A 21,963-nucleotide genomic window follows, 5' to 3' on the forward strand; every position below is an offset into this window, starting at 1 on the left:
CGACAACTTGCGCGGTGAGGTAGCCGCCCCAGTGTAACCTTTCCTAGTAGACGAGGTTTCTCTTGGGAGCCTTCCCTTCCACGATCTGAGCGAACGCTTTCCCCTGGTCCGCGTTGATCAGCAGGTAGCGCGGGAGCTTGTTCACCTTGTCCTGGGCAGTGGCGTGATGAGCCTCGATGGTGAAGGTGGCGATGTAACCGGCATCGGCCGCCTTCTTCAGGAGGTAATCGTCATAGATGCCGAAGGGCCAGGCCAGCATGTCGATCTTGGTCCCCAACTGAGATTCCAGGCGATCCTTCGATTTCTTGAGCTGTGTATGCACCGACTTCTCGAATTCGGCCGGAGCCATCTTCTTCTTATCATGCCTGAAGTTGGGATGCCAGAAGGTGTGCGACTGGATGTCGAACCCGTTCTTCTGGAGGGTGCGCAACTGGTCCCAGGTCATCGCGTACTTGGCATTGGAAATGGCGGAGGGGTAGACGAACACGGTGACCGGGACGTTGTACTTTTTCGCCAGGGGGAGCATGTCGGAGTAGACCGACTTATGCGCGTCGTCTTCCACGATGACCACCGATTTGGGCGCCGGTGCCGGACCCTTTTTCAGGTAGTAGTCGACCAGTTTGCGGAGCGGTATCACCGTGTAGCCGTTGTCCTTGAGGTACTTCAGGTGCGATTCGAAGACGCTGGTCTTGATGGTCATGCCATCGGCGACGGTCGGGCCGAAGCGGTGGTAGAGCAGGATGGGGACGTTGACTCCCTGGGTAGCGGCGGGGGCGTTAGCCTTTATCACGGGACCAGCCGCGTGTGCGCCTGGGGTTAGCATCAGTGTTACGGCGAGCAGCAGCAAAAGGATTCTGCACTTCATTTCTTTGTAAGACCTCCGAACGTTGGTTCCCTTTCCTCTGGAAAGGGCGTAGCAGCCACCTACCATAGCAGAAACTCTCAAAATGTGAAACGCCGAAAGAGCGTTGGAAATGTTCCGATGTTCCGGCGCCTGAAGTTGGGATGGTACAATTACTGCTGTTGCGCCCAGACCAGTAAAAGGAGGGTTCCCATGACACAATACCTGGTGAAATGCGGCTCCTGCGGGGCCTCGAACCGCATACCGGCGGAAAAAGAAGGTGTCCCCGGGCAGTGCGGCAACTGCCACGCCAAGTTGCCGGCACTTTACCTTCATCCCCAGCAGTTGAACGACGGCAGTTTCGACGCCTTCATCTCGGGATATAGCGCTCCAGTGCTCGCCGAGTTTTGGGCTCCCTGGTGACCCCACTGCGTCTCATTCGCACCGGCGGTGCGGAAAGTGGCGGAACTTCTGGCGGGAGAGGCGGCGGTGGTGCAGATCAACAGCGACGAGAGCGCGCGGCTGTCGGCGCGCTTCAAGGTAAGGGGGATTCCGGTGGTGCACCTGCTGCATAAGGGAATCTCCGTCGACCAGCTCCAAGGTGCGCAGTCGCCGGAGTCCGTACTGAACTGGTTCAGGCGCAACGAAAAGTCGAAGTAGGCTGCATTGACAGTCGGCCGAGCTTTGGCAGACTTACGTACACACTCAATGGACAGGGGGGAGTATGACCAGAGATCAGTTGCAGATTCTTGAGAATCAGTTGGTGGCAAACTGTCAATACAAGGGAGTACAACCCACCGTGCACAAGCTTTTGGAAAGCCTGTATGAGGGAAAGAGCCTGGACCAGATACTTGAGGAGCTGTTGGAATAGCTTTGACAGCATGCAGTCATTAGATGTAAATAACGATAGCGGCTAGAATGGCCGCCATTAATAGGAGGTGGATATGAAAAAAACAGTAGTGGCTTCCGTGCTGCTCATGGCAGCCCTGGCAATGCCAAATCTCAGCTCTGCAGCTCCCATGCGTCCCGGTCCGTATTTTTCAGGTTTCATCGGAGTGACAGTTCCTTCCGAGACCCATGCAGGAGGAGACTTCAATGACACCGTCAATTTCGATCCGGGCCTGAACATTGGTGGCACGGCGGGCATGGACTTCGGCACGGTGCGCCTCGAAGGCGAGGTATCCTACAAAGAGGGGAACGTCGACACCATCTATTTCAATAACTCTCCCCCCCCGAATAGGTTCACGAATACAGACGTGAGCCTGAACGCCACCGCATTCATGGCGAACATGTTCATCGATCTGCACAACAACGGTCCCATCACGCCGTACCTTGGCGGCGGCATCGGATTCGCCATCTTGAGCCTTGACGACAAGTTCGGTGATTTCTACATTCCGGATGAAGAAGTAGTACTCGCCTATCAGGCGGGGGGGGGGCTTGAGGTTGCGCTGAACCGGCAGATGTCGTTGGACCTTGGGTACCGCTATTTCCGCACCGACGAGGCAAACTTCGCAGATACCAAGATGAGGTTCGAAAGCCACAACGCAACGGTGGGCCTGAGGATCAAATTCTGAGGCTGGAGCGCAAGCGGGAGTTGAAGGACCCACCGGCCGCTGCCGCAGCGTTGCCGACCGCTGGTTTCCGGTGAATGGGCGCCAGGAAAGGCTTTGAAAAATCAGTAGAAGGAAAGGGCCAGCTACGCCGTCGGGCAGCTGGCCCTTTTTTAATGGCTTGGGGCGTTTGGAGGGTGGGGGTGTCGAGTTGGCACCAAGGTTAGTGTTGTAAAAGATGCCGACACGTTCGAGTGTTCCATGTCGACTCTTCTTACACAGGCAACAAAAAGCCAGGTTCTTATACCTGGCTTTTCGCTGTCAGCTCAACCTCATTTAGTTATCCTTCGCGTCAAGACCACTGCAACGACACCTGCCCCAACAAGTATGAACGTAGCCGGTTCCGGTGTTGGCACCGTGTCCTGTCTTACTACCCACTCGCCGTCAAGGTCCCAAAAGCTCCTCGCCCAATCTCCTGTTGCGGGATGCCTCAGTTCATCAAAATAGAAGTTTGCGATAAAGAGCCCACCGTTTGCCCTGTCAGGCGAAAGAAATAATCCATCACCATTGTCATTTGCCCAGATAATGCTTTCACGGCTTAAATGATCGGCATAGACACTGCCCGTCTCGACTATAGTCGTCCTGTCATCTGACAGCTTTCCAAAGTAGGAGTAGAAGGGCATGTAATACATCGGGGCAAAGGTATAGGTCCAAAGGGACTGATCATTTAACAATACTTGCACAGTGGGAATCAGGTTGTTTGTGGTAGACCCCGCAAATGATAGCCGGTTCCAGTATTCCTGATCGGACATGGACCATTGTGCGGTCACATTGAAATTGCAGCCGCTGTCGCTGTCACCGATGTTTACGCCGTGAGTTACCCAATCGTAGATTACAGTTGCCTCGGTTTGTCTTGTTTGTGAAAGGAAAAGGGTGGCGGTAAGAAAGAGGAGTAAGGCAAGTCGTTTCATGGTAGTTACCTCCGTGGTTTTTCCTCCGTACCTAATCCATTGCATTTGCCCTTGAGTTGAGCGGGGAAAAGTCTTAGATTATTAGGTGGTCCTTATGCAACAGCGGTGCCAAGTGGTCGCCCCTCTAATTAGACTGTTCCATGCGACGCAAACGTTCCTGGAAATTCTTGTTCTTGTGTTTCTAATCACATACTGGTGAAACAAATATGAGTAGCTTAACCATGTCTTAAAATCAGGTAGAAGTAGATGGACCCCCATTCAAGTGTCGTATCGAGGTGAACCAGGTGATTTCCGGAAACTATCACAGCGGCAATGGAGGTCGGACATGGCTTACAGAGACAGGACGAACACCAAGAAAGCGGACCCTTTTGACTACTGTTTTCTCGAAGTGCAGCTGAAGAAAAAAGGGAAGGTATCCGAAAAACCTGACCAGGTGCGTCTGGTCACGGTCGACAACCAGTTGGAAACCATCATCTTCGTGCGGAACAACCTGGACGCGTGCATCGACAACATCGCCATGGTTAGAAGAACGGAGACGGTACAGAATGGATGATCGTCGCTGCAGGAAGATGAAAGCAATAAAAAAAGGCCAAGTCGTAAGACTTGGCCTTTGCTGTTTGCATGGTGGGCGATACTGGGTTCGAACCAGTGACCCCTGCCGTGTGAAGATAGTATGCTATGCTGGTCCTGTATGGTGTGTGTTGGTGTCCTGTGGTCTAATTTGCTGACATATAATGAAAAAATATCTTGCAGGCCTTTTTCTGCTGTGCCATATTAAGGAGGACAACCACATGGAAGCGGCCATCTTGTGGACACCGTGGTCACATTGTCCGGATAAAGGCTTTCCTAAAATTATAACAAAAATGACTGCTGCCAGTGTCCGGTTATCCCGAGGATGAAGGGTGAAAACAGCAAAATCTGAAGACGTCTGGATCCCGCTCAACCAGATCGAAATCCACAGGACGGTGGCAGACAGTTACAAACTGCTCGCTGACGATGTTTTTCTACTGCAGGATATCGAGCAATTCACCCGCGCCGCCGTCGATCTCCTCCTCGACATGCACCCGATCTTTGCGATCCGCCAGCGGACCGGGGTTTTTTCCATTTCCGGGTTTCGGACTCTGAATATCTGTACTCTCGTACTGCCGCCGGATTCTCCCGTCCCGGTCCGCCTTCTACGTGGCCTAACAGAGAGCCAGATTCTCGACCGGTGCCTTGCGGACCTCTTCCTAACCCCTTTAGTTTTTGGTGTCCGTGGTGCCCGAACGATTGACGCTTTGAGAGTCCATGTGGCGGATCATGCTTCCAAATGGACAAATTTGGCAAAGTGCCCCCTGAATAAGCTCGCAACCGCTCTGGGCTTGAGCCCTACTGCCCTCTATTACGATGACAAAAAAAGCAAGTCGGGACAAAAATCTTGACGCAATTATAGAAGACCTCGCTACCAGCGGGATTGCAGGCAGAGAGACCCTTCACGAGTTCTGCACTTGGATCGAGGCACCTGAACATGGAAGAGGGCTCGGACAGGTCTGTCAGAACTTGCTGCGCATCCTGCCGAAAGCCCTGGACGTTGCTCGCTCCAGCGGCCAAGACCTTCAACGACTTGTCACCAGCATCCCCATCTTCACGAAAATAGCCCAGCATCTTTCCCAGTCTGCAGAAGCAGAGAGCTCCCTTGTGGGTGATTTCACCGGCCCTCATGCACTCTATGTTGCCCTGTGGCATGCTCCCCCCCCTGCTTTCGTCGAGCAGCATAGTGCCCTCATGGCGGTTTTGTGTGTAGCCGCAGCCAAATTGCGCATTAGCAGCATGGAAGATAGCCATAACAACTCTCATTACGCCGCGACACTGCGGTCGCGGCAACTGACCAAACCTGCTAACGTGGACTATCTAGGCGCGCTATCAACTGCATGCTTGTCGCTCAGCGAGTACCTGTCGACCTTGGACAAGGCGGCCAACCGCTTTAACCACGACATCTGGGTCTTCCTGGATTACGCAGTTCGTCACAAAGCAGGCATCCGGCGTAAAGGGGGGCAGAGGAATCCTCCAGCCGCCTCAGTTTTGACTGACGACATTCCTGATGTTGATGAAGATGGCGTTCAGGCGGTTCAGAGAGTTCAACTTCCAGACGAACAGGTAATCCAGACTTTATGCAAAACGCTCGCGTCACCTGCGGAATTCTTCGCAGGGCGTGAAATGGTGCGGGTCACGACACGTGGGCCAAGGACAGCGCGTGAGGACGCTGTATGCTCGCTCAAGATGGGAAGGCGTATCGCTGCCCAAAATCAGCTCCTGCCAACACGCTGGTACGGATTTACTCGAAATGAAGCCGCCTCATTTCTGGAAAGCATTCACGATCTCTCCAGAGTTGACCGGAAAGTCGAGGGCGTTCCAACAGTTGAGTTAGCTGCATTTCTTTGTGTGATGTTTTGGCTTTCATCCCGGCCGGAGCCCACATGCCACTTCAGATTGTATGCCAGTAAGTCAGCTAAAATGGATGGCAACGGCTATCTACCCGCGTTGGGGAGGTCACCTCACCCTAACTGGATAATATCCCCTCCGCGTCCCATCGGGTACAGCAAGCCGCCGCGCAGGCAATTCAAGGCCCACGACGCCGAAACAATAATTTACCTTCCGGTGCCACCTCCTGCACAGGAGGTCATGAGACGGTATCTGGCGAGGCTTACGGATACCGGGGGCGCACGCTTGATGTTCAGGCGTAATGTCTCCGCCTACCGGCGAGCAATGACCACCTTTTTCTCCCCAGGCCAACGAACGGAGCGTACGAGGTTCTCTCCCGCCATGTGCTCCGATTACATTTTTGAAAAGATGATGCATAGCCCGGGAGGCGACATTGCCACGGCGATGCTTGCTCTAGGCCGACAGAACTATTTGGGGGCTGTGCCGCTGCATTACACATCAGTAAAAGTGCGAAATCTACAGGAGCGCTACGTTGAGGTAAGTCGTGGCGTGATTTCAGAGTGTGAGGCAGAGAAAGTCCCTTGTAGAGGAAATGCGACATTTGAAGTTCTGGAAGGCATGGGGGGGGATAAACGAACCGGTAGTCGGTATTGCCCTCACACTGAAACCGTAAGTGCCCTCGTAGCCAGACTGAAGAGGCTAATCTCGTCGGGCCGGGAGGAGTTGTACTGTAAGGAAAATTTATTTTCGCTGCACAACCGGATGGTCGTGTACACGACGTTGATGATCGGATTTGGCACAGGCTACCGCTCAGTAGTGGACCCATTTCTACGCAACGCCTTGATCGATCGTAGTACGGGTTTTGCCGCTATCAACGATAAAAATATCCAGAGTGGAAGCCACTCTAGGATCCTATGGGTGCCTGACATGGTGCTGCAGCAACTGGATAATTACCATCGTCATCTGGATGCTATGGCTAGGCGAATCCTCATCCTTAATAGACAGCTTCATTTTGCTATACGTAGTAGTTTGGAAGAAGCGCAATATCGGGCGATGCTTTTTATTCTTCGTAGGAATATGACGGAGATTCCAGTTCACCAGCGGATCCTCGAAGATCTGTACGAGTACCGTCTCGATTGCAGTATCCCGGCCAACAGCAACCGCCACTATTTACGGACTCTCCTGCTAGAAGATGGATGTCCAGTCGACGTCATAGACGCTTTCTTGGGGCACTGGGGCCATGGCCAAAGCCCATGGGGACGTTTTTCAGCACTTTCACCGGAGCACTACAAAAAAAGCCTGCAGAAACATCTGCTGCCAATTTTGAATCAAAGTGGATGGGAAGCCGTGGGCGGGCTTGGAACCGAAAATGACTGACCACCCCGCTCCACTCTGGCAGGAGCTCCTTTCCCGTTACGATGCCCAGTCATCCACCCGCAGGGAGGCCGAAAAAGCTCTTGTAATTCTCCGGAAAGAGCACTGTGCCCTGTACGATGGCGCCAGCAATGCAGAACTGAGCGATGCCTCTGCGAATAGCCTGCGGAAGCTCCTGGAACGCGGCGGAACCCTTCGGGAACAGCGACTCCGGGCCAGATTCCTGAACCAAGGTTTTAGGATCGGGGCTCGGGATCTGAACTGGCAAGTAAGCGCGCTCCCCCGAGATTTCATCCTAAAATCGGAGCCGTCTCCCTTTACCCCGAAGTCATTTTCCCGTCTCCGACAAATCCGGGAACTCGAGGACGCATTTTTGCGTGATCTTACCGCTCCTCTCGACGAAATATCAGATCAGCGTTTGTACGGGCAGCTGCTCCTTTCTGCCATCTTGTTTGGCGGACTGTTGCACTTGGACTGGGTGGAACCATGGCTCCGCGCCCTTCCGATGGGTGTACGGGTGTCTGAAAAGTGCCTTTGGATCGAGATTGGCCGGCGCGCTCCCCTCGGCATTCTGGCGGAATCAGGCAAAACCGAGAAGACTACGAGTGTAGCGATAAGCCGCAGGTGGTTCGCTGACCCTGTGACAGAGGCACTGCTCTATCGGGCACTGCCCAGGTTTGGGCCTGTTCCGGGCGGCGGCAAAGACATTTCACCGCCAAGGGCTTGGGGGTACGTGAGGGGATACCTCTCACACCTCGGTTTCGGCCAGTCACCTTTACTCAAATCTCTGAGAAGCCTGACGGTGGGAGTCAAGGTAGCCCTTGGTCTGCGCGTTTCCCAGGCGCTGGTCGGGCATGCGTGCGGAGACCTCAAAGCTGTTTCTCTGCCTCCGGCTGCGTGGATCAGGCTGTTGACTGGAAAGAGCGTAAAGTTTGGCTGGGGGGGCGATTCCGAGACGCTCCACACCGCACCGACCTTCCCAAGTAGACCGCTAGGAAAAAGGGCAAAGTATCGAGGCCGCATGGCGGTACAGGAGCAGATAATCAAGGAACTTCGGGAAGCCCTCTATGTGGAAGCGGTCAAGGGGCAGGAGCGGAAATTCCGGACAAAGCCGGGTGAGGCTCTCAGTGCCTTGAGGAAGGTTGTCAGTAAACTGGAGTCGGAGATGTGCCCTCTGCTGGGCTTGCTTTCCGCTTGGTTCGACCACCTCCTGTCACCAAGCGGATCGCGAGGTGCTCTGGGCAAGCGGGGCCGGGCACGACAGCCATCTACGGTTGGCCGCTACGTGTCCGCCATATGTGGGGTTCTTGTTGCGACCGGGGCGAATGAAGAACCCGAGGAGATGACCTCTGACGACTTTGCTGAAATGTATGAAGAGGCAGCAGAGGGGAAGAAGAGCATAGATGAGCGTCGATACGCCCTGACGGTGATGGTCAGGTTCCACAGTTTCTTGGTCGAGGCTTACGGGCTTCCATACGTCACCTTCACCGACATCCCGAGCAAAGGACCAGTAGAGGCAAGTGTTGATGCCAACCTGATTACCTCTGAGAGCTTCGGACACTTGATCGATGTCCTCGGCGGTCAAAAGAAAAAGTTGAGCCGAACCAGAGAAATGGCATTGCTGCTCGCCATACTGGCCTTTCGCTGCGGCCTCAGGGAGAGAGAAGGCAGATTCCTTCGCGTAAGCGATTTGCAGGGAAGGTCCCAGGTGGAACTGCTGATTCGACGGAATGCGCATTTCAGTCCGAAATCCTCGGATGGTACCCGCCGGTTGCCTCTCAATCTTCTGCTGGAGCAGGAGGAGCTTGACCGGCTCATGGCGTGGCGAGGTAGGCGTTTTAATGAGGGTGCTTTACCTCATGACCCCTTGTTTTCGGCATCAGCGGGCTCGCCTCACGCGGTGAGCTATGGCGAAGGGATCGAGCCGGTAAAGCAGGCGATGCGCCAAGTAACTGGAGACCACTCTCTCGTATTCCATCACCTCCGACACTCCGCAGGCAACTGGCTCCTAGTTCGGCTCACCCTCGACCCTGGCAGCCCACTGTGGCAGCAGTTCGCATTCCTCCGAGGGCCTGAGTACGCAGAGGACCGGTTAAAAACGTTGAGAAGGGGTATCCTTGGATCTGCAGATGCCTCCCGCTCGGCGCTGTATGCAGTGGCGCTCCTGCTTGGCCATAGTTCTCCAGAGGTGTCGCTCCAGAGCTACCTCCATCTCCTCGACTGGTTGATCTGGGCCGAGCTCTCTGATCCTCGGAGTGCGGTCCCCCTTACGGAAGAGGCGGTGATCGCTGTCACGGGGCTCTCACGTTCTACCGTCTGGACGACACGCAAATCAACAAATCAAACAGTGTGGGCTATAAATCCGCATTTGCCGCACCTTCGGCGCCAGTGGGTTGCCAAGTTTGCTGATCCGTTGCTGGACAACGCCGTGGAACCCGAAGTCACTCCATTAAGCGAAGAAGATCAAGAGCGTGATAGTGAAGCTGCTATAACCGATTGGCGGATCGTGCAGCGTATCCTCGATGCATGTCAACGGTACCCCCGCAGCATTCCAGAACAGGCCGATACCTGGGGGCTCACCATCGACAGGATACAGCTGTGGATTTCTCGGGCCGCGGACATCAGTAAAATGACGACTGCCAGCGGTATGCCACGTCACCATGGCATCTGGGAGCGGAATCAGAAGAGACACAGGGGTGGAGCTGGTTTCGTCTCTGATGTTCCCTTCCCGAGTCCCCCAAGGGGCAACGCCGATCAAGAGCTGGCAGATCGTATGTTGGCGCGTTATCACAGCGCTAGCCCTGCTCTACGTTCAACAATCGATGTCGGGGTGGTGTTTTTTCTAAACCACTTTTCCAATATGAAGTCGAGTATACGATGTGCCAGGTGTTGCCAGGCGATGCGATATCTGGAATTCCTTGCTCTTCTCGCTATACCTCAGGCGTTCGTCCGGGTGATGATCTTTCCGCCAAGCACCTTCACGCACCCTGATCGCCCCGCCCTCATCCGCCATTGGGCCTCGGTATTGAAGGTTGACAGTAGACAGTGCAGAGTAGTAGAGACGCAGGGTCGCGGACGGACGGGTGTCGGTAGCGTTGCGATCAAAGTCGCCTCGACGGCGGAGATTTTCCTTCCCAGTAAAGTCGCAGCCCAAAAAAGACGAATTGAAAGATACAGGGCACCTGATTCACATGGATTCCGCTACGCTTTATACCTGTTGTCCATTACTCGTCATTGTGACGAGCATTGATCGGAAAAGAGAGGTTCGGCATGCCGAACCTTCGGCTAATCACCTAACCTCACAATCAATTCCTCGATCATCTGCTGAACTTTTTCCAGGTTTAGTTTCATCCGCTCCCGCTCCTTCGCCTCAATATGGTCGACGTCTACGGTGGTGATGGCCTTTGAGATGGCGTTGACAAATCTTGCACCGAACATGCTCCTCTCTTTGGCGCCAGGGCGTTTCCGCCTTCTGATCTCTTGCCTTGGCAGCGACTTGCTCCGGTACTCCTGATAAGCCTCCAGCATCTCATCTTTTGTTTGCATCCGGGCGAGTTCGACCAGTATACTTTTTGCCATAGCAGGGTCTGATCGGCATTCTTCCTTGATAAGGCTTGGCAGCTTTGTCAACGAGAGGGTTTCACTGACGCTTGCCTTCGATTTCCCGATGATCCCGCCTATGGTTCCAAGTGTGTAGCCGTTCTCCATTTTAAGCTGGCAGATGGCCTCGGCTTCTTCCACCGCAGTGAGATCGGTGCGCTGCAGGTTCTCGATAAGGGCGAGTATCGCCGGAGCACCCTCGACAACGACAGCTGGGATTTTTGTAAGACCGATTTGTTTTGCTGCGAGAAATCTCCTTTGCCCAGCCACCAGATGATAGGTACCATCGGTATGCGGTTGAACGATGACTGGTTGTAGGACTCCGTGGATCTTTATCGAGGAAGCCAGCTCTGCAAGCGCCTCCTGATCGACATGCTTTCGAGGTTGGGACTCCGATACCTGCAGGAGGGCGATGGCTAATTCGCCGTTTTTAAAGTGCGAGGCTTTCCGCTTCCCCGCGGGGGGCTGCTGGTGTATTTCCACTTCATCTGATGAAAATAAAGGGTACTGCTCAACAACGTGCTCGCGTTTTATCATGTGTCGCTCTCCCGCACTTATGGTTTTTCCCCCTTGATCTCCTTGGGGATACCTTATTTGTACGCGACAGCAACCGGCGGACTCGGAAGTAGTACTCCGATCCTGCTCCCAAGTCACATAATGCCGAGCGTTGACAGTGAGTTGATCTATACCGGAACTACCCGGGCAAAGGAGTGAAGTGGCCATCTTGGGAACGGCCGACTAGGTCTTTGTGGAAGCGGCGCTGCGTAGGAGTAGGCTCAGCCGGATATAGATCGAGGCAAGCCCAACTCTCCTCCAACCGTTATCTGCTGCAGGCATGGAATTCGCGCCTAATGCGGCAGGCTTCGAGCTGCTCTTAGAGGTCCTTGAAGAGGCTGCGGCCCCCCGGAGGGAGCATCTGTTGCCGGATGCTGGTCTCCGCCGAAGGGGTGCGCCTGGCGGCGGGGGACTCCCGGGAACTGGGGGGCGGCGCTTGATGCGGATTCCGGTCCATGCCGACCGGCATTCCGTTCTGATGCCGACTGCGATTCCGGTGCGATGCCAAGCATTCCGCCGGCAAACCGACCGTCATTCCGGTGTTGACGGGCACTAGGTCTACGATACTAAGGCGGACGATCTTGTTGATGTTGAACTGATGGACTAGACCAGCGAGATGACTTCATTCACTCCCGGACGGCCATAGACTGCCTTGCCGGTCTTGACTAAAAGGTTTGGCAAGATCAGGACATTGCCGTTGCTATGGGTATGGCCGCAGAGAACCGTCATCTTGGTGGTCTTACCAGCCATCAACTCGCGTAGTACATCTCCCACAGCCTTACAACTGAAGTGCGGGAGGTAGTCTGGACTTGAAATCTCCCCTTCATGCCAGCATGCATCACGAAAAGGAGGGACATGGGTAAGTACGATTACGTGTTTTAAATCTTCAAGAGCGTGAGGTAGGACCTGCCTGAAATGCTCTGCCGCTTCATCACCCAAGGCGTGCAACCGATCAAGCCGCTTCCCTTTGGTCAGCCCCCTCAGTTCGCGTATAAGCTTATAATCGTTAAGCATCACCTGAGACTTATCAAAATCGCCAATACGCCCATCTGACCAGCCGTCATGCCCGACGAGGCAGGTGTCCTCTGACAACCGGACCACGGCAGACTGGGTTAGCCAGGTAAGCTTGCTCGTCTCATTGCAAAGGTTTGCGATGCTGCTGCGAATGTCGGCAATGGAGCCTTTGTAGTAGTCATGATTGCCTAAAACGAAGTAGATTGGGACCTGTATGTGGTCAGCCAGGTAATGCAGGTAAAATTCGACACTAGGTGCATCGCCGATGTCCCCGCCGAGCAAGAGGGCATCAACCCCAAGGTTGTTGATGCCCTTGCAGAACTCTTGACACTTTTCCAACGTGACGAAATTCAGGTGAATATCTGTAGCCCACGCAATTTTATTCATTCAGCCTCTCACTGCATTGTAGCTCTTGGATTAAAATCCTGTAGCAGGTTGTTGAAAAACTAAGTACAGAAAAGAGCAGTTTTATGATACACTGCGGCGCGTAACACATTGCAATCACAAAGGAATGTTATGCGCGGCGAGGACAATAAGACAGAAGCTCTTTTCACATATGTGACCCCCGAGTCCTTCGTTCCCAAGGATCATCCACTGCGAGCCATCAGAAAAATGGCTGATGACGCCTTGGCTGGAATGGACAAGCTCTTTGATAGCATTTATGCCTCTGCTGGTAGACCGTCCATCCCACCGGAAAAACTGCTCAAGGCTCAACTGCTGATGATTCTCTACTCGATCCGCAGCAATCGGCAACTCGTTGAACAGATCCACTACAACTTCTTGTTCCGCTGGTTCCTGGGAATGGCTCTGGATGAAAAGATCTGGGACCACTCCAGTTTCTCCAAGAACAGTGAGCGACTCATCGGTTCCGAAGTTGCCGCCGTCTTCTTGTCCAGAATTCTTGAGCAGGCAAAGCGTAAGCGGCTGCTGTCCAATGAGCATTTCACCGTCGACGGAACTCTCATCGAAGCCTGGGCCTCGATCAAGAGCTTCAAACCGAAAGATCCGCAGGATGGCCCACCATCTGGCACCGGTGGTGGCAAGAACGATTCCGTCGACTTCAAGGGAAAGAAGCTCAGTAACGAAACCCACGGCTCGGATACCGATCCCGATGCCCGTCTGTACCGCAAGGGAAAGACCAAAGAGGCGAAGCTCTGCTATCAGGGGCACACTCTGATGGAGAACCGCAATGGCCTTATCATCAAAACCGCAGTCACTCTGGCAACCGGCACAGCGGAACGTGAAGCTGCAAAGAAGATGATTCAAAAACTACCGCGGACGTCGCAACGGATTACCTTGGGCGCTGACAAGGGCTACGACACCAAGGATTTCGTGAAGGACCTGCGGGAGCTTAATGTCACTCCCCATGTGGCGCAGAACAACAGCAACCGAAGGTCAGCCATCGATGGCAGAACCACAAGCCTTCTGGGCTACACCATCAGCCAAAGGATCAGGAAACGAATCGAAGAGGGCTTTGGCTGGATGAAGACTGTGGGCCGACTGCGCAAGACGATGTATCGAGGAGTAGATAAGATCGCAATGCAGCTTGACCTACATGCAGTCGCCTACAACCTGGTACGAATGGCCAACTTGGGCCTTGGTGCCACCTGAATGCTCCTTCAGGCCCTTCAGGGGACTGAAATTCGGCAGCATAACCGGTTGTGAAAGAACAAAAATCATGACAATTGGAGTTCAGCAAACGCCACGGAAGGCGGTTGCTAATAACGGTCCGTTTTTTTCAACGGCCTGGTAGAAGGAAAGACGCTCCGTTAGTGCGTATTCCGCTGATGCCGACCGGCATTCAGGAACGATGCCGACCGTTTGTCGGCTGGATGGCGACCGGCTTGGTGACGCGGTCGCGAGGTGTGGTGGTTAATGTGTCACAGTTACTGTTTTTGGGTCAAAGGATGATCCTCACCTCCTCATAGAATCCCCATCCACAGGGTTTTCTCGGGGCTCCCCTAAATGGCGCTTCCATCATTGAGTAAGGCCACCCATTGCACCGTCATACATGTCGCCCGCAATCCGTGCAGGTTCCGTCTTCGTTAAGATAGTCAACCAGCATTAAGCACCTGGTGCACCGTCTCTGTCGACCCGGTAGCGGTAGCACTACGACTTGGCTCGTCTGCGAATCGAACAAAAAGACAGTTTCCCTGTTGCTCTCTGTGTTCAGAGCTATATATTTTTCGGCCACCTCTGGTTCCTTAAGTGAGGTGTGCCCGAAAAGCTGATGAATCCCCGTGTCTAGCCAGAGTTTTTCCTCTCTCAGGTCAAACCAGAAGCATCCGCCAAGAGCCGCTGCCCCGTCCCTGGCAATCCCTATATCGAAAATGCAGTGTTTTTCCCCACGGTAGAGCCAAGCGTTCATCGCTTCGTTGACCCTGGCGGCGACCTGTTTGGCCGATTGCCCTATAGTCAGTTTTGTACTGCACCCTGCGTGGGTGCAGAGCCAGCCATCTGCGACGTAGGCTGCGACGAATCGCCTATGGTTTCTCTCGATGATCTCCTGTATCACCGTTTCCCGATACTGAAACCCACTGCAGCGGAACGGCGGCGGTACTAGGTAGTGCAGATCATGGTTCCCCCACAGGAGCACCGTGGGGCTTTCCAGAAGCAGCTGCAGGGCCCTCAGTTGGCGTTGCAGTGGCTCCCACGGAGAATCTAGATAATCGCCCAAGGCGATATGCTCCTGGTCGGGCCGATACTCTAGGAACGCCTGAACCTTCTCGACATTGCCGTGTATGTCGCCTACGATGATTGCCATCGCCACCCCCGCTAAGAAAACTCTGCTGACACGTCGATTTCGTCTGTGGCCAGGTTAGCTTTTGCCCACCTTCGCCAAACATAATCGCCGTCGGCATCATGGCAGGCAGGTCCGACCAACTTGTATACTCGACCAGACTTAGTAACGCACTCCTTGGTCGTGGCATCGAAGCTCATTATAGCAGTGCTGACTCTGCCCTCCCAGCCAGCTTCGTTATATCCAACGAGATGTCTTTCTCCCGCCAACGGGCCTTCTGTTACCTCGAGTACCCGCCACCGGACGAGTGTGATGCAGGGTTGCTCGGTGATGCCCGGTGTTCCCCAGATTCCGCCGAATATCGCCCTTAATTCCATGTCCTTAAGGTCCATGCTGCCCTCCGTTTCATCTAGATGTTGTAGTTGTCTGTAACATTTCCTGGAAAAACAGCCCTGCCATGGAAAGTGGCAAGGGCAGGACTCGTTCACATGGGACCGACCTCTCTGGCCCACTTTCCCATCATTGATAGGAGGTGCCGTGCTAGACGGTTACCATTAAGACTGAATTTGAAGGTCGTCTGGAGCCGCTTGACGATTTCCGGGTAAAGTTTTCCCGTCTCGAAATACTGGTCCCAATCCGGCCTGAACTGTGCGCAGCATCTGTTTGCATTCTTCACGTAGGGATAAGGTGACGGTGGCTCGCCAGTAGGCGATACTAACATGAGACACTGAACATTAGGGCACGCAGCCAAGCTTGAACAGTTGACGCATGAGTTGGTGGCTAACGAAAACGTGATGCGCCGCATCAGCTCATCTTCCAGCTTCTGGCTGATTAGCTGCGTGCTCAAGAGCGAACTTAACGACCCAATCCTCTGTCCAATAAGATCGTACTCGCGCTGAATTACTTTTGCGGGCGCCCTGTTATGTTCCAGCTGGTTTGCCCGAACCAAGCCTTCGGATATCAAGAAGATCAGGTCAGCATTCGTGCCTTTTTGCGGAATGGTTGATTGATTCATATTGCTATCCTCTCCTTAGTGTGCGGGTCCGATTCCTGGAATTTCTGAGGACGCCAAAAGCCTTGCGTAGGGCCGGATCTGGTCGCATTTCGCCATGCCGGTAGTTGCGAAAACGCGGTCATTTCCCTTTCCAATCCGGTGCTTATCCGATCAGCCGAGTTCACCGCCTCTGCTATAGTCATAAGGGGGAAAGACCGTGACTTTTGACTTTTCCACGTTAAAAGGTATCGCAAGGCCAGGCCGCCATCAGGCCACTCTTCATCCAACATTTTCAGGTACGGGCTTATGACCTCTAAGGTCAGCAGGTCGTGATTGAGCAAGTAGCCAGGACTGTTAAAGTTTGACTCTTTTTTCAGGGTCCTGATCTTGCCGATGTCATGCAACAAAGCGGCAACGATGCCGAGTTCTCTTTCCTCGTCAGTGAAAAAAGGTAGAGCTTTAACGATTTCAGCACATTCAAGGCTGTGCCTCAAAAGGCCGCTTGTGCTGCTGTGATGATGTGCACAGCTGGCTGGAATCGAGAGGAACGGTAGGGTTACAGAATCGTCTCCGAAAAGGTTGCTGAGAAATCCCCGAAGTGGCAAGATCTCCAGATCGTTCACCAAACAGTGCAGCCTTGGTAGCAGGTTCCTTGCTGGGCACCACCAGGTCGGTATCAGCGACAGCTGCTGCACTTGATTTTTTTCCAGTCTCTTTGCTGAGTGGAGTATTGCCACCCAGTCGTTGTTGAAATTCCTCAGTGTCCCGGAGGCGGCAATCAAATCGTTGTGTCTCAGATCTTTGGGCCCTTTATATTCGTCAGTCCATATGTAGCCTTTCAGGACGCCGGTCATGTCTCCGAGGCCTAATGAGATAAAGGGGGAGCCGTTCTTTGAGGTGCTGGTACGCGGAGACCGAATTCTGTAGCTTCCGGAAAAGGCGCTACCGCTTTCGTAGATGAGGTCATGTATCATCATGAGGTTACTCCACTGTCAGCCCTGTGGGTCGATAAAAGCCTTTCAAAGGCAGAACCATCCTGGCGTGTCAGGTTCGGGATGAACCGAGAATAGACGGTGAAGAGCATTTTCGTATTGGCGTGCCCCATCTGCCTGGCGATCCACTCCGGGTTCTCACCGGACGCGAGCCACAGTGTGGCGGTGGTGTGGCGGGTCTGATATGGTACCCGCCGTTTCATCCCCAGCCGTTCCAGCGTCGGATACCAGATGCGGTTGGTAATGTTATGGTAGCTGTACGGCGCCCCTGCACGGTTGCAGAAGACGAACTTCCCCCCGCCGGTGACTGTCTTCTGGGACATGAGGGCATCATAGACCGGCTGTGCCATCTGGATAGTCCTCTGGGACTGTACGGTCTTTGTGGTGTCTTCCTGGCCGGAGACTATCGTATCCCTTACGTAAATCTCCCGGCGCTCGAAATTCACGTATTGCCACTTCAGCCCGTCGATCTCACCGGTACGCATTCCGGAGAAAAAACGCACCTTGTAGTAATTTTTGAAGTCGGGCCGTACGTTTGCCAGAAAGACCTTGACCTCGTCGAGGGAAAACGGATCAACATCCGTTTTGGGGACACGAAGCTGTTTTATTCCCAGGTAAGGTGTGTTAAATTCGTAACGGTCGGCTGCTTCATTGAGTATCATGCGCAAAGGAGTCATGATATGGTTGATCCGATCAGGCGAGAGACCTATCTTTGTTCCGTTCGTAACTTTGGCGAGTGCTGACCGGAACTTGAGTATCTCCCCTTTGGTGATGCGGCCGACCTCCCTTCCACCGAACTCCGGTACCAAGTAACGCTTCAGGGTTATCTGGAGGGTGTCCTTGTAGGACCTCTTCCACCCCACGGCATTTTCCTCGAACCATTCCGAGGCGAACTCCTTGAAGACCGGCGTACTCGGAGACACGGCAGGGTGGGGCATCTCGGGCTGAACCTGATTCTCGAATTTCCTGGCAGTCGGAGAGTTCGGGAAATAGGCGCTGTATTCAAAAGTTCCGAGAGTTATCTCTGCCTCTATCTTCTTCAGGACCTTTTCCATCTTGCGACGGTTCTCCGCTGTGTCTTGCAAGGTTGTCTGCTCCCTGCACCGGACACCCTGGAATCTGAAGTCGAAGATGAGGAGTCCATTCTCCTTCCGAGCCCTTACGCTACCCATTGACTACACCCCCTCTGGCAAGAGGAATCATCGGCGATTCCATCAATGAAGCCTTCACCATGTCACGCTCGATGGTTTCCCAGATGAAAAGGATCCTTCGCCTGCCGAACGGACGGATGTAGTGGACTCCTTCCAGCAGTACGGAATCCTTCAGGTGCTCCCGGATGTACCGTGAGTCGTAGTGGAGTTTGCAAGCCAGCTCTTCTGTTGTGATGTAGGTTGCCGTCGCCATAGTGGGCCTCCTTCGAGATTTTTATATATCATACCACGCATAATTATGCATGTCAAGAATATTAAGCATGATGGGAAATATTATTCTTGCTGGGAATGGGTATGCAAGGTATGCTGCTGCCAAATCAGCACGAAAGGAAGGACCGAATGATTCGCTTTCGATTAAAGGAGATGATTGCCAACCAGGAGTTCAGGACGGGGAAGAGGACGACTTTGGGGGCTATTGCAGAGGCCACGGGGATAAAACAGCCAACGTTGTCGAGAATCGCGGGGACTCGCGGTTATAATACGACAACCGATAACATAGACAAACTATGCAAGCATTTTGATTGCCAGGTGGGAGATCTTATGGAATATGTGCCGGATGAATCAGTCGCGGGAGAGCCGTCCTGACTCCAGGAGGCCACTTTCTTGTGGGATTTGGTCGCGGTTGGTGAGTTGGGGAGATAGGTGCCGTAGTCGAAGGTCCCGAGAGTTGTCTCTGCCTCGATCTTTTTCAGCACCGTCTCCATCCTCCGGCGGTTCTCGGCCGTGTCAGGCAACGTCGTTTGTTCGCGGCAGCGAGTACCTTGGTACCTGAAGTCGAATGTAAGGAGTCCATTTTCCTTCCTTGCCCGTATGCTATCCATTACAACACCTCCCCGTGCCAGCGGAATCATGGGAGCTTCCATCAGCGAGGTCTTCATCATGTCGCGTTCGATGGTCTCCCATATGAAAAGGATCTTCCTCCGCCCAAAGGGGCGTACGTAGTGAACTCCCTCCAGCAGTACGGAGTCCTTCGGGCATTCACGGATGTACCGTGAATCGTAGTGAAGCTTGGATGCCAGTTGCTCTGTGGTGATGTCCGTTGAAATAGTCATTCGTTATCCTTCTGTGCGATATGTAGCGTAAAAACATCATATGTTGGTTTTGTGTGGCTGTCAAGCACGTTTGTTAGTTTATTGCATCATACGTGGTCTCCGGGTAGAGAATGCCGTTGTTGAGCCACTTCGGCTGTGGTATATAAGGGCCGGACTTAAAAACTCGGTCGATGGTATTGGAGGCGAGTATGATTCGGTTTCGCTTGAAGGAAGTCATTGCGGATAGAGAGTTTAAGGTGGGGAAAAGGGTTACATTTGAGGAGGTCGCCGGCGCTACTGGGATCCACAGAACGACACTGTCGAAGATTGCTGGACCGCGGGGTTACAACACCACCACAGACAATATTGATAAGCTCTGCCGATTTTTTGGATGTAAGGTAAGCGATCTAGTCGAGTACGTTCCAGACGAGGAATTGGGAGAGTGATTGGGCGGAGAACTTAAGATAGCTTTTTAATGGGCCTAACATACCTCAGCACTTGGGTGCAGCGGAGGAGTGGCGACCTTTCCAAGGTTGAAGTCGCGGGTTCGAATCCCGTTTCCCGCTCCAATAAATACCCAGCTACCTCAGGTAGTTATCAGCATAGAGCCCTTGGCTTTGACCAAAACTTTGACTAAAAGTGGCGGCAAGGTCGAGGGCTCTCGGTTTTTGGAGCGCTTCCAGCCCCATCCTCCTGTGGTAGCGGTCCGGAAAACCGATTTTCAACTCCTCCATCGCCAGGAAGTCCTCCCCTAGGTAGTCAAGGATAGCCTGGCGCTCATCAACAAGCCCTTGCCGATATTGCCCGTAGACCCTGTCGATCATATTCTTATTGCAGTGCCCCATCAGATCCACGAGTCGTGTTTTGGTTACACCGATGAGGAGAGACCACTGCACGAAGCTATGACGGCATGCGTAAGGGATCCTTTTTGCGAAGCCGGCCTTCTTCATTGCACGATTCCAGACGGTCTTGACGAAGGATGCGTAGTTGAAGGGGCTGCCATCCTCCATCGTGAGCACGAACTTGTTTGCAGGCAGCGAAATGCCATTGTCGAACTCAATGATTTCGGTGCTACTGGATTTTGCCATGGCATTATCGAAAAGTTCACGCAGGCGACGAGTCATTGGCAATTCGCGTTTGCGGTACCAATTTTTAGGCTTAAATTTGAGGTAAACTTTCCCCTCCTTCTCACGTACTAACGCGCAGCGTATCTGCACCGCTTCCTCGCCCACATGCTGTTTCTGCAGCCCTTCCAGTTCCGACCCGATCAGCCCCATCATAAGCAGGTTCATCACCAGATGATAGTGGGGATCCACGAAGAGAAGGAGCCGCTTCCATTCCGCGCAGAGTAAGACTTCTCGCCTTGATGGTTTCTCCTCCTCTTCTTCGCCGCGGAGGATCACAAGCCGTTCCTGTTCCTGCAGATGTCGATCTGTCAGTTCTTTGTACTTTTCCGTTAAGCCGCTGAATGGGCTCCGTAGATTCCAGTTATGGTCGTTGCAACCAGCGGTCCATATCTTGGTCATAGGCGTGATGATGCTCTTGAGTGTCTTGACAGAGAGGGGGGTGCCATTCCGCGCACCTTTGGCCCTACTGGGGATGGTCGTGCGGATACTTCGCTTCAGGTTGTCAATGAACGATTCCACTACGGTCGCCGTGATGCTGGCAAACGGCATGCTTCCAAAGTGCGGCAGAATCCTGGAGTTCAGCGCCTGCAGATAATCCCGCTGCTTCGTCACCGATGCAAAGGTGGGGATCTTCCGAGCCATCCACTGCTCGGCGTATTCTCCGAACAGCACATGCTCCGGTTCCGGATGTACTTCGCGTCCTTCCAGTTCGGAGAAATATGCTTTTGTCTTCTCGTCTAACCAATAAAACGTGTTAGCGAAATTCAGAGTTCTCTTGCGGATCTTCTCGCCGACGTCATTAAGGAACTCTTTGAGTTCATCCCGGTCACTGTCAGTGTCCTCTCTGTCCGTCGGGAAGCGTAGCCGCTGCCCGAAGTACGAAAAATTGATGTAGAGGTACTTCGAGCCTTTAACTCGATAGATGCTGCCAAATGAAGGCTTTGGCCGTGTTTCCTGTCTTACATTCTTCTTTCTCTTCATGTCATGTTCCTCTCATGGTGGCCCCTCCTCTCGGTCGATTTTTCGTTTGCGCCGATTAGGATAGTCCTCTGTGTGTCGATTTCAAGCCCTAAGTTTGCGATGGCATTTGTTTCCGGAGTTCGACTTTAACTTTGGCCTTTTGGAGGGTGGTTCTGGCTGGAGATGCGCCATCAAATCCAGTATTTGAGCATTGGACCATGCGAATCGTAATATCCGGCCACAGCGCAGGTAGTGTTTTCCATGAACTAACATCCCACTCCGTATCCAGTTGCGGATAGTGTTTGGGCAGACCTTCAACCGCTTGGCAAACTCTACAATTCCTATAATTTCAGTTGTCTCGGTATTCATGGTGACATCCGCCTTAAAAAAACAGATTTCTAAGTGGATGCCCCCCCAGTAAGACAAAAAACTCAGGAATTCAGAAAAAGTTTCTAGGCACCTCGCATAGGAGGCCAAATATCCCTGGCGACGAGAAGATTTTATGGTTACCGCCAGATCCAACTGTCGAAGCTTCGGATCTGCATACGGCGTCCACCTCCAACGTCTACCTCGCCCAGTCCA

21 protein-coding genes are annotated in these 21,963 nt (G+C 53.3%); 10 read left to right on the forward strand and 11 right to left on the reverse strand.

The annotated features are described in order from the left end of the window. Positions 1–43: 43 nt before the first annotated feature. Positions 44–865: a polysaccharide deacetylase family protein gene (locus K419_RS0121160; RefSeq protein ID WP_026843283.1), complete on the reverse strand. Its 822-nt coding sequence runs from the start codon at positions 863–865 to the stop codon at positions 44–46. A 189-nt stretch (positions 866–1,054) separates the two neighbouring features. Between K419_RS0121160 and K419_RS22600 the strand changes: the two genes are divergently transcribed. The 3 genes from K419_RS22600 (at position 1,055) to K419_RS0121175 (ending at position 2,415) form a co-directional block, all read left to right on the forward strand. Next, positions 1,055–1,501 carry a thioredoxin family protein gene (locus K419_RS22600; RefSeq protein WP_084154307.1) on the forward strand — a complete coding sequence of 149 codons (447 nt, stop codon included), beginning with the start codon at positions 1,055–1,057 and terminating at the stop codon, positions 1,499–1,501. Between the two features lie 64 nt (positions 1,502–1,565). Beyond that, a complete protein-coding gene (locus K419_RS23970; protein WP_162843120.1) occupies positions 1,566–1,712 on the forward strand; it encodes a hypothetical protein in 147 nt (48 codons plus the stop codon). Positions 1,713–1,785: 73 nt separating this feature from the next. After that, on the forward strand, positions 1,786–2,415 hold the full coding sequence (locus K419_RS0121175) for an outer membrane protein (RefSeq protein WP_026843284.1): 630 nt from the start codon (positions 1,786–1,788) through the stop codon (positions 2,413–2,415). 308 nt (positions 2,416–2,723) lie between these two features. Here K419_RS0121175 and K419_RS0121180 read toward each other — a convergent pair whose 3' ends face one another. Then, positions 2,724–3,362 (reverse strand): PEP-CTERM sorting domain-containing protein, encoded by a 639-nt coding sequence (locus K419_RS0121180; protein ID WP_026843285.1) that lies wholly within the window; start codon positions 3,360–3,362, stop codon positions 2,724–2,726. Between the two features lie 325 nt (positions 3,363–3,687). Here K419_RS0121180 and K419_RS0121185 point away from each other — a divergent pair, with 325 nt between their 5' ends. From K419_RS0121185 to K419_RS0121200, 4 genes are all read left to right on the forward strand, one after another. Further along, the gene (locus K419_RS0121185) at positions 3,688–3,915 is read left to right on the forward strand and encodes a hypothetical protein (protein ID WP_012531124.1); all 228 of its coding nucleotides are present in this window, start codon (positions 3,688–3,690) and stop codon (positions 3,913–3,915) included. A 349-nt stretch (positions 3,916–4,264) separates the two neighbouring features. Beyond that, positions 4,265–4,783 (forward strand): hypothetical protein, encoded by a 519-nt coding sequence (locus K419_RS0121190; RefSeq protein ID WP_026843286.1) that lies wholly within the window; start codon positions 4,265–4,267, stop codon positions 4,781–4,783. A gap of 118 nt (positions 4,784–4,901) precedes the next feature. Continuing rightward, on the forward strand, positions 4,902–7,160 hold the full coding sequence (locus K419_RS0121195; RefSeq protein WP_026843287.1) for a hypothetical protein: 2,259 nt from the start codon (positions 4,902–4,904) through the stop codon (positions 7,158–7,160). After that, entirely contained in the window at positions 7,153–10,407 is a 3,255-nt protein-coding gene (locus K419_RS0121200; RefSeq protein ID WP_026843288.1) for a hypothetical protein, read from the forward strand. The genes K419_RS0121195 and K419_RS0121200 overlap by 8 nt, the downstream gene beginning before the upstream one ends. Positions 10,408–10,442: 35 nt before the next feature. Here the strand turns inward: K419_RS0121200 and K419_RS22605 are convergent, their stop codons facing one another. Together K419_RS22605 and K419_RS0121215 are read right to left on the reverse strand one after the other, a co-directional pair. Next, a complete protein-coding gene (locus tag K419_RS22605; RefSeq protein WP_051293165.1) occupies positions 10,443–11,294 on the reverse strand; it encodes a ParB/RepB/Spo0J family partition protein in 852 nt (283 codons plus the stop codon). A 621-nt stretch (positions 11,295–11,915) separates the two neighbouring features. Then, entirely contained in the window at positions 11,916–12,713 is a 798-nt protein-coding gene (locus K419_RS0121215) for a metallophosphoesterase family protein (RefSeq protein WP_026843289.1), read from the reverse strand. Positions 12,714–12,842: 129 nt separating this feature from the next. Here K419_RS0121215 and K419_RS0121220 point away from each other — a divergent pair, with 129 nt between their 5' ends. After that, the gene (locus tag K419_RS0121220) at positions 12,843–13,937 is read left to right on the forward strand and encodes an IS5 family transposase (RefSeq protein ID WP_026843290.1); all 1,095 of its coding nucleotides are present in this window, start codon (positions 12,843–12,845) and stop codon (positions 13,935–13,937) included. Between the two features lie 394 nt (positions 13,938–14,331). On the opposite strand, the gene K419_RS0121225 is transcribed toward K419_RS0121220, so the two are convergent. The 5 genes from K419_RS0121225 to K419_RS0121250 form a co-directional block, all read right to left on the reverse strand. Then, positions 14,332–15,090, reverse strand: coding sequence for a metallophosphoesterase family protein (locus K419_RS0121225; protein ID WP_026843291.1), 759 nt, complete (start codon positions 15,088–15,090; stop codon positions 14,332–14,334). Between the two features lie 11 nt (positions 15,091–15,101). Continuing rightward, positions 15,102–15,458 (reverse strand): hypothetical protein, encoded by a 357-nt coding sequence (locus tag K419_RS0121230; protein WP_051293167.1) that lies wholly within the window; start codon positions 15,456–15,458, stop codon positions 15,102–15,104. Positions 15,459–16,077: 619 nt separating this feature from the next. Continuing rightward, positions 16,078–17,037 carry an HD domain-containing protein gene (locus K419_RS22930; RefSeq protein ID WP_026843294.1) on the reverse strand — a complete coding sequence of 320 codons (960 nt, stop codon included), beginning with the start codon at positions 17,035–17,037 and terminating at the stop codon, positions 16,078–16,080. Further along, positions 17,034–18,224 (reverse strand): Arm DNA-binding domain-containing protein, encoded by a 1,191-nt coding sequence (locus K419_RS0121245; protein ID WP_026843295.1) that lies wholly within the window; start codon positions 18,222–18,224, stop codon positions 17,034–17,036. The genes K419_RS22930 and K419_RS0121245 overlap by 4 nt, the downstream gene beginning before the upstream one ends. Further along, positions 18,217–18,456: a hypothetical protein gene (locus tag K419_RS0121250; RefSeq protein WP_026843296.1), complete on the reverse strand. Its 240-nt coding sequence runs from the start codon at positions 18,454–18,456 to the stop codon at positions 18,217–18,219. The genes K419_RS0121245 and K419_RS0121250 overlap by 8 nt, the downstream gene beginning before the upstream one ends. A gap of 146 nt (positions 18,457–18,602) precedes the next feature. Between K419_RS0121250 and K419_RS23385 the strand changes: the two genes are divergently transcribed. Then, a complete protein-coding gene (locus K419_RS23385) occupies positions 18,603–18,848 on the forward strand; it encodes a helix-turn-helix domain-containing protein (RefSeq protein ID WP_084154309.1) in 246 nt (81 codons plus the stop codon). On the opposite strand, the gene K419_RS24395 is transcribed toward K419_RS23385, so the two are convergent. After that, complete coding sequence (locus K419_RS24395; RefSeq protein WP_226377756.1) at positions 18,737–19,315, reverse strand: Arm DNA-binding domain-containing protein; 579 nt, start codon at positions 19,313–19,315, stop codon at positions 18,737–18,739. The genes K419_RS23385 and K419_RS24395 overlap by 112 nt on opposite strands. Positions 19,316–19,503: 188 nt before the next feature. Between K419_RS24395 and K419_RS0121260 the strand changes: the two genes are divergently transcribed. Further along, complete coding sequence (locus K419_RS0121260; RefSeq protein ID WP_026843297.1) at positions 19,504–19,740, forward strand: helix-turn-helix domain-containing protein; 237 nt, start codon at positions 19,504–19,506, stop codon at positions 19,738–19,740. A gap of 135 nt (positions 19,741–19,875) precedes the next feature. Here K419_RS0121260 and K419_RS0121265 read toward each other — a convergent pair whose 3' ends face one another. Beyond that, on the reverse strand, positions 19,876–21,402 hold the full coding sequence (locus tag K419_RS0121265; protein ID WP_026843298.1) for a tyrosine-type recombinase/integrase: 1,527 nt from the start codon (positions 21,400–21,402) through the stop codon (positions 19,876–19,878). Positions 21,403–21,963 lie beyond the last annotated feature (561 nt).

This window comes from Citrifermentans bremense R1, from assembly GCF_000426865.1.
Classification (GTDB): domain Bacteria; phylum Desulfobacterota; class Desulfuromonadia; order Geobacterales; family Geobacteraceae; genus Geomonas; species Geomonas bremensis.

Bases quoted from the DNA above. Each gene is read 5' to 3' on its own strand.
- K419_RS0121185 (WP_012531124.1), top strand. From the start codon at position 3,688: ATGGCTTACAGAGACAGGACGAACACCAAGAAAGCGGACCCTTTTGAC.
- K419_RS0121215 (WP_026843289.1), bottom strand. From the start codon at position 12,713: ATGAATAAAATTGCGTGGGCTACAGATATTCACCTGAATTTCGTCACG.
- K419_RS0121265 (WP_026843298.1), bottom strand. From the start codon at position 21,402: ATGAAGAGAAAGAAGAATGTAAGACAGGAAACACGGCCAAAGCCTTCA.
- K419_RS0121230 (WP_051293167.1), bottom strand. From the start codon at position 15,458: ATGGACCTTAAGGACATGGAATTAAGGGCGATATTCGGCGGAATCTGG.
- K419_RS24395 (WP_226377756.1), bottom strand. From the start codon at position 19,315: ATGACTATTTCAACGGACATCACCACAGAGCAACTGGCATCCAAGCTT.
- K419_RS23970 (WP_162843120.1), top strand. From the start codon at position 1,566: ATGACCAGAGATCAGTTGCAGATTCTTGAGAATCAGTTGGTGGCAAAC.
- K419_RS0121180 (WP_026843285.1), bottom strand. From the start codon at position 3,362: ATGAAACGACTTGCCTTACTCCTCTTTCTTACCGCCACCCTTTTCCTT.
- K419_RS0121225 (WP_026843291.1), bottom strand. From the start codon at position 15,090: ATGGCAATCATCGTAGGCGACATACACGGCAATGTCGAGAAGGTTCAG.
- K419_RS0121200 (WP_026843288.1), top strand. From the start codon at position 7,153: ATGACTGACCACCCCGCTCCACTCTGGCAGGAGCTCCTTTCCCGTTAC.
- K419_RS0121175 (WP_026843284.1), top strand. From the start codon at position 1,786: ATGAAAAAAACAGTAGTGGCTTCCGTGCTGCTCATGGCAGCCCTGGCA.
- K419_RS0121260 (WP_026843297.1), top strand. From the start codon at position 19,504: ATGATTCGGTTTCGCTTGAAGGAAGTCATTGCGGATAGAGAGTTTAAG.
- K419_RS0121250 (WP_026843296.1), bottom strand. From the start codon at position 18,456: ATGGCGACGGCAACCTACATCACAACAGAAGAGCTGGCTTGCAAACTC.
- K419_RS0121160 (WP_026843283.1), bottom strand. From the start codon at position 865: ATGAAGTGCAGAATCCTTTTGCTGCTGCTCGCCGTAACACTGATGCTA.
- K419_RS23385 (WP_084154309.1), top strand. From the start codon at position 18,603: ATGATTCGCTTTCGATTAAAGGAGATGATTGCCAACCAGGAGTTCAGG.
- K419_RS22930 (WP_026843294.1), bottom strand. From the start codon at position 17,037: ATGATGATACATGACCTCATCTACGAAAGCGGTAGCGCCTTTTCCGGA.
- K419_RS22605 (WP_051293165.1), bottom strand. From the start codon at position 11,294: ATGATAAAACGCGAGCACGTTGTTGAGCAGTACCCTTTATTTTCATCA.
- K419_RS0121220 (WP_026843290.1), top strand. From the start codon at position 12,843: ATGCGCGGCGAGGACAATAAGACAGAAGCTCTTTTCACATATGTGACC.
- K419_RS0121245 (WP_026843295.1), bottom strand. From the start codon at position 18,224: ATGGGTAGCGTAAGGGCTCGGAAGGAGAATGGACTCCTCATCTTCGAC.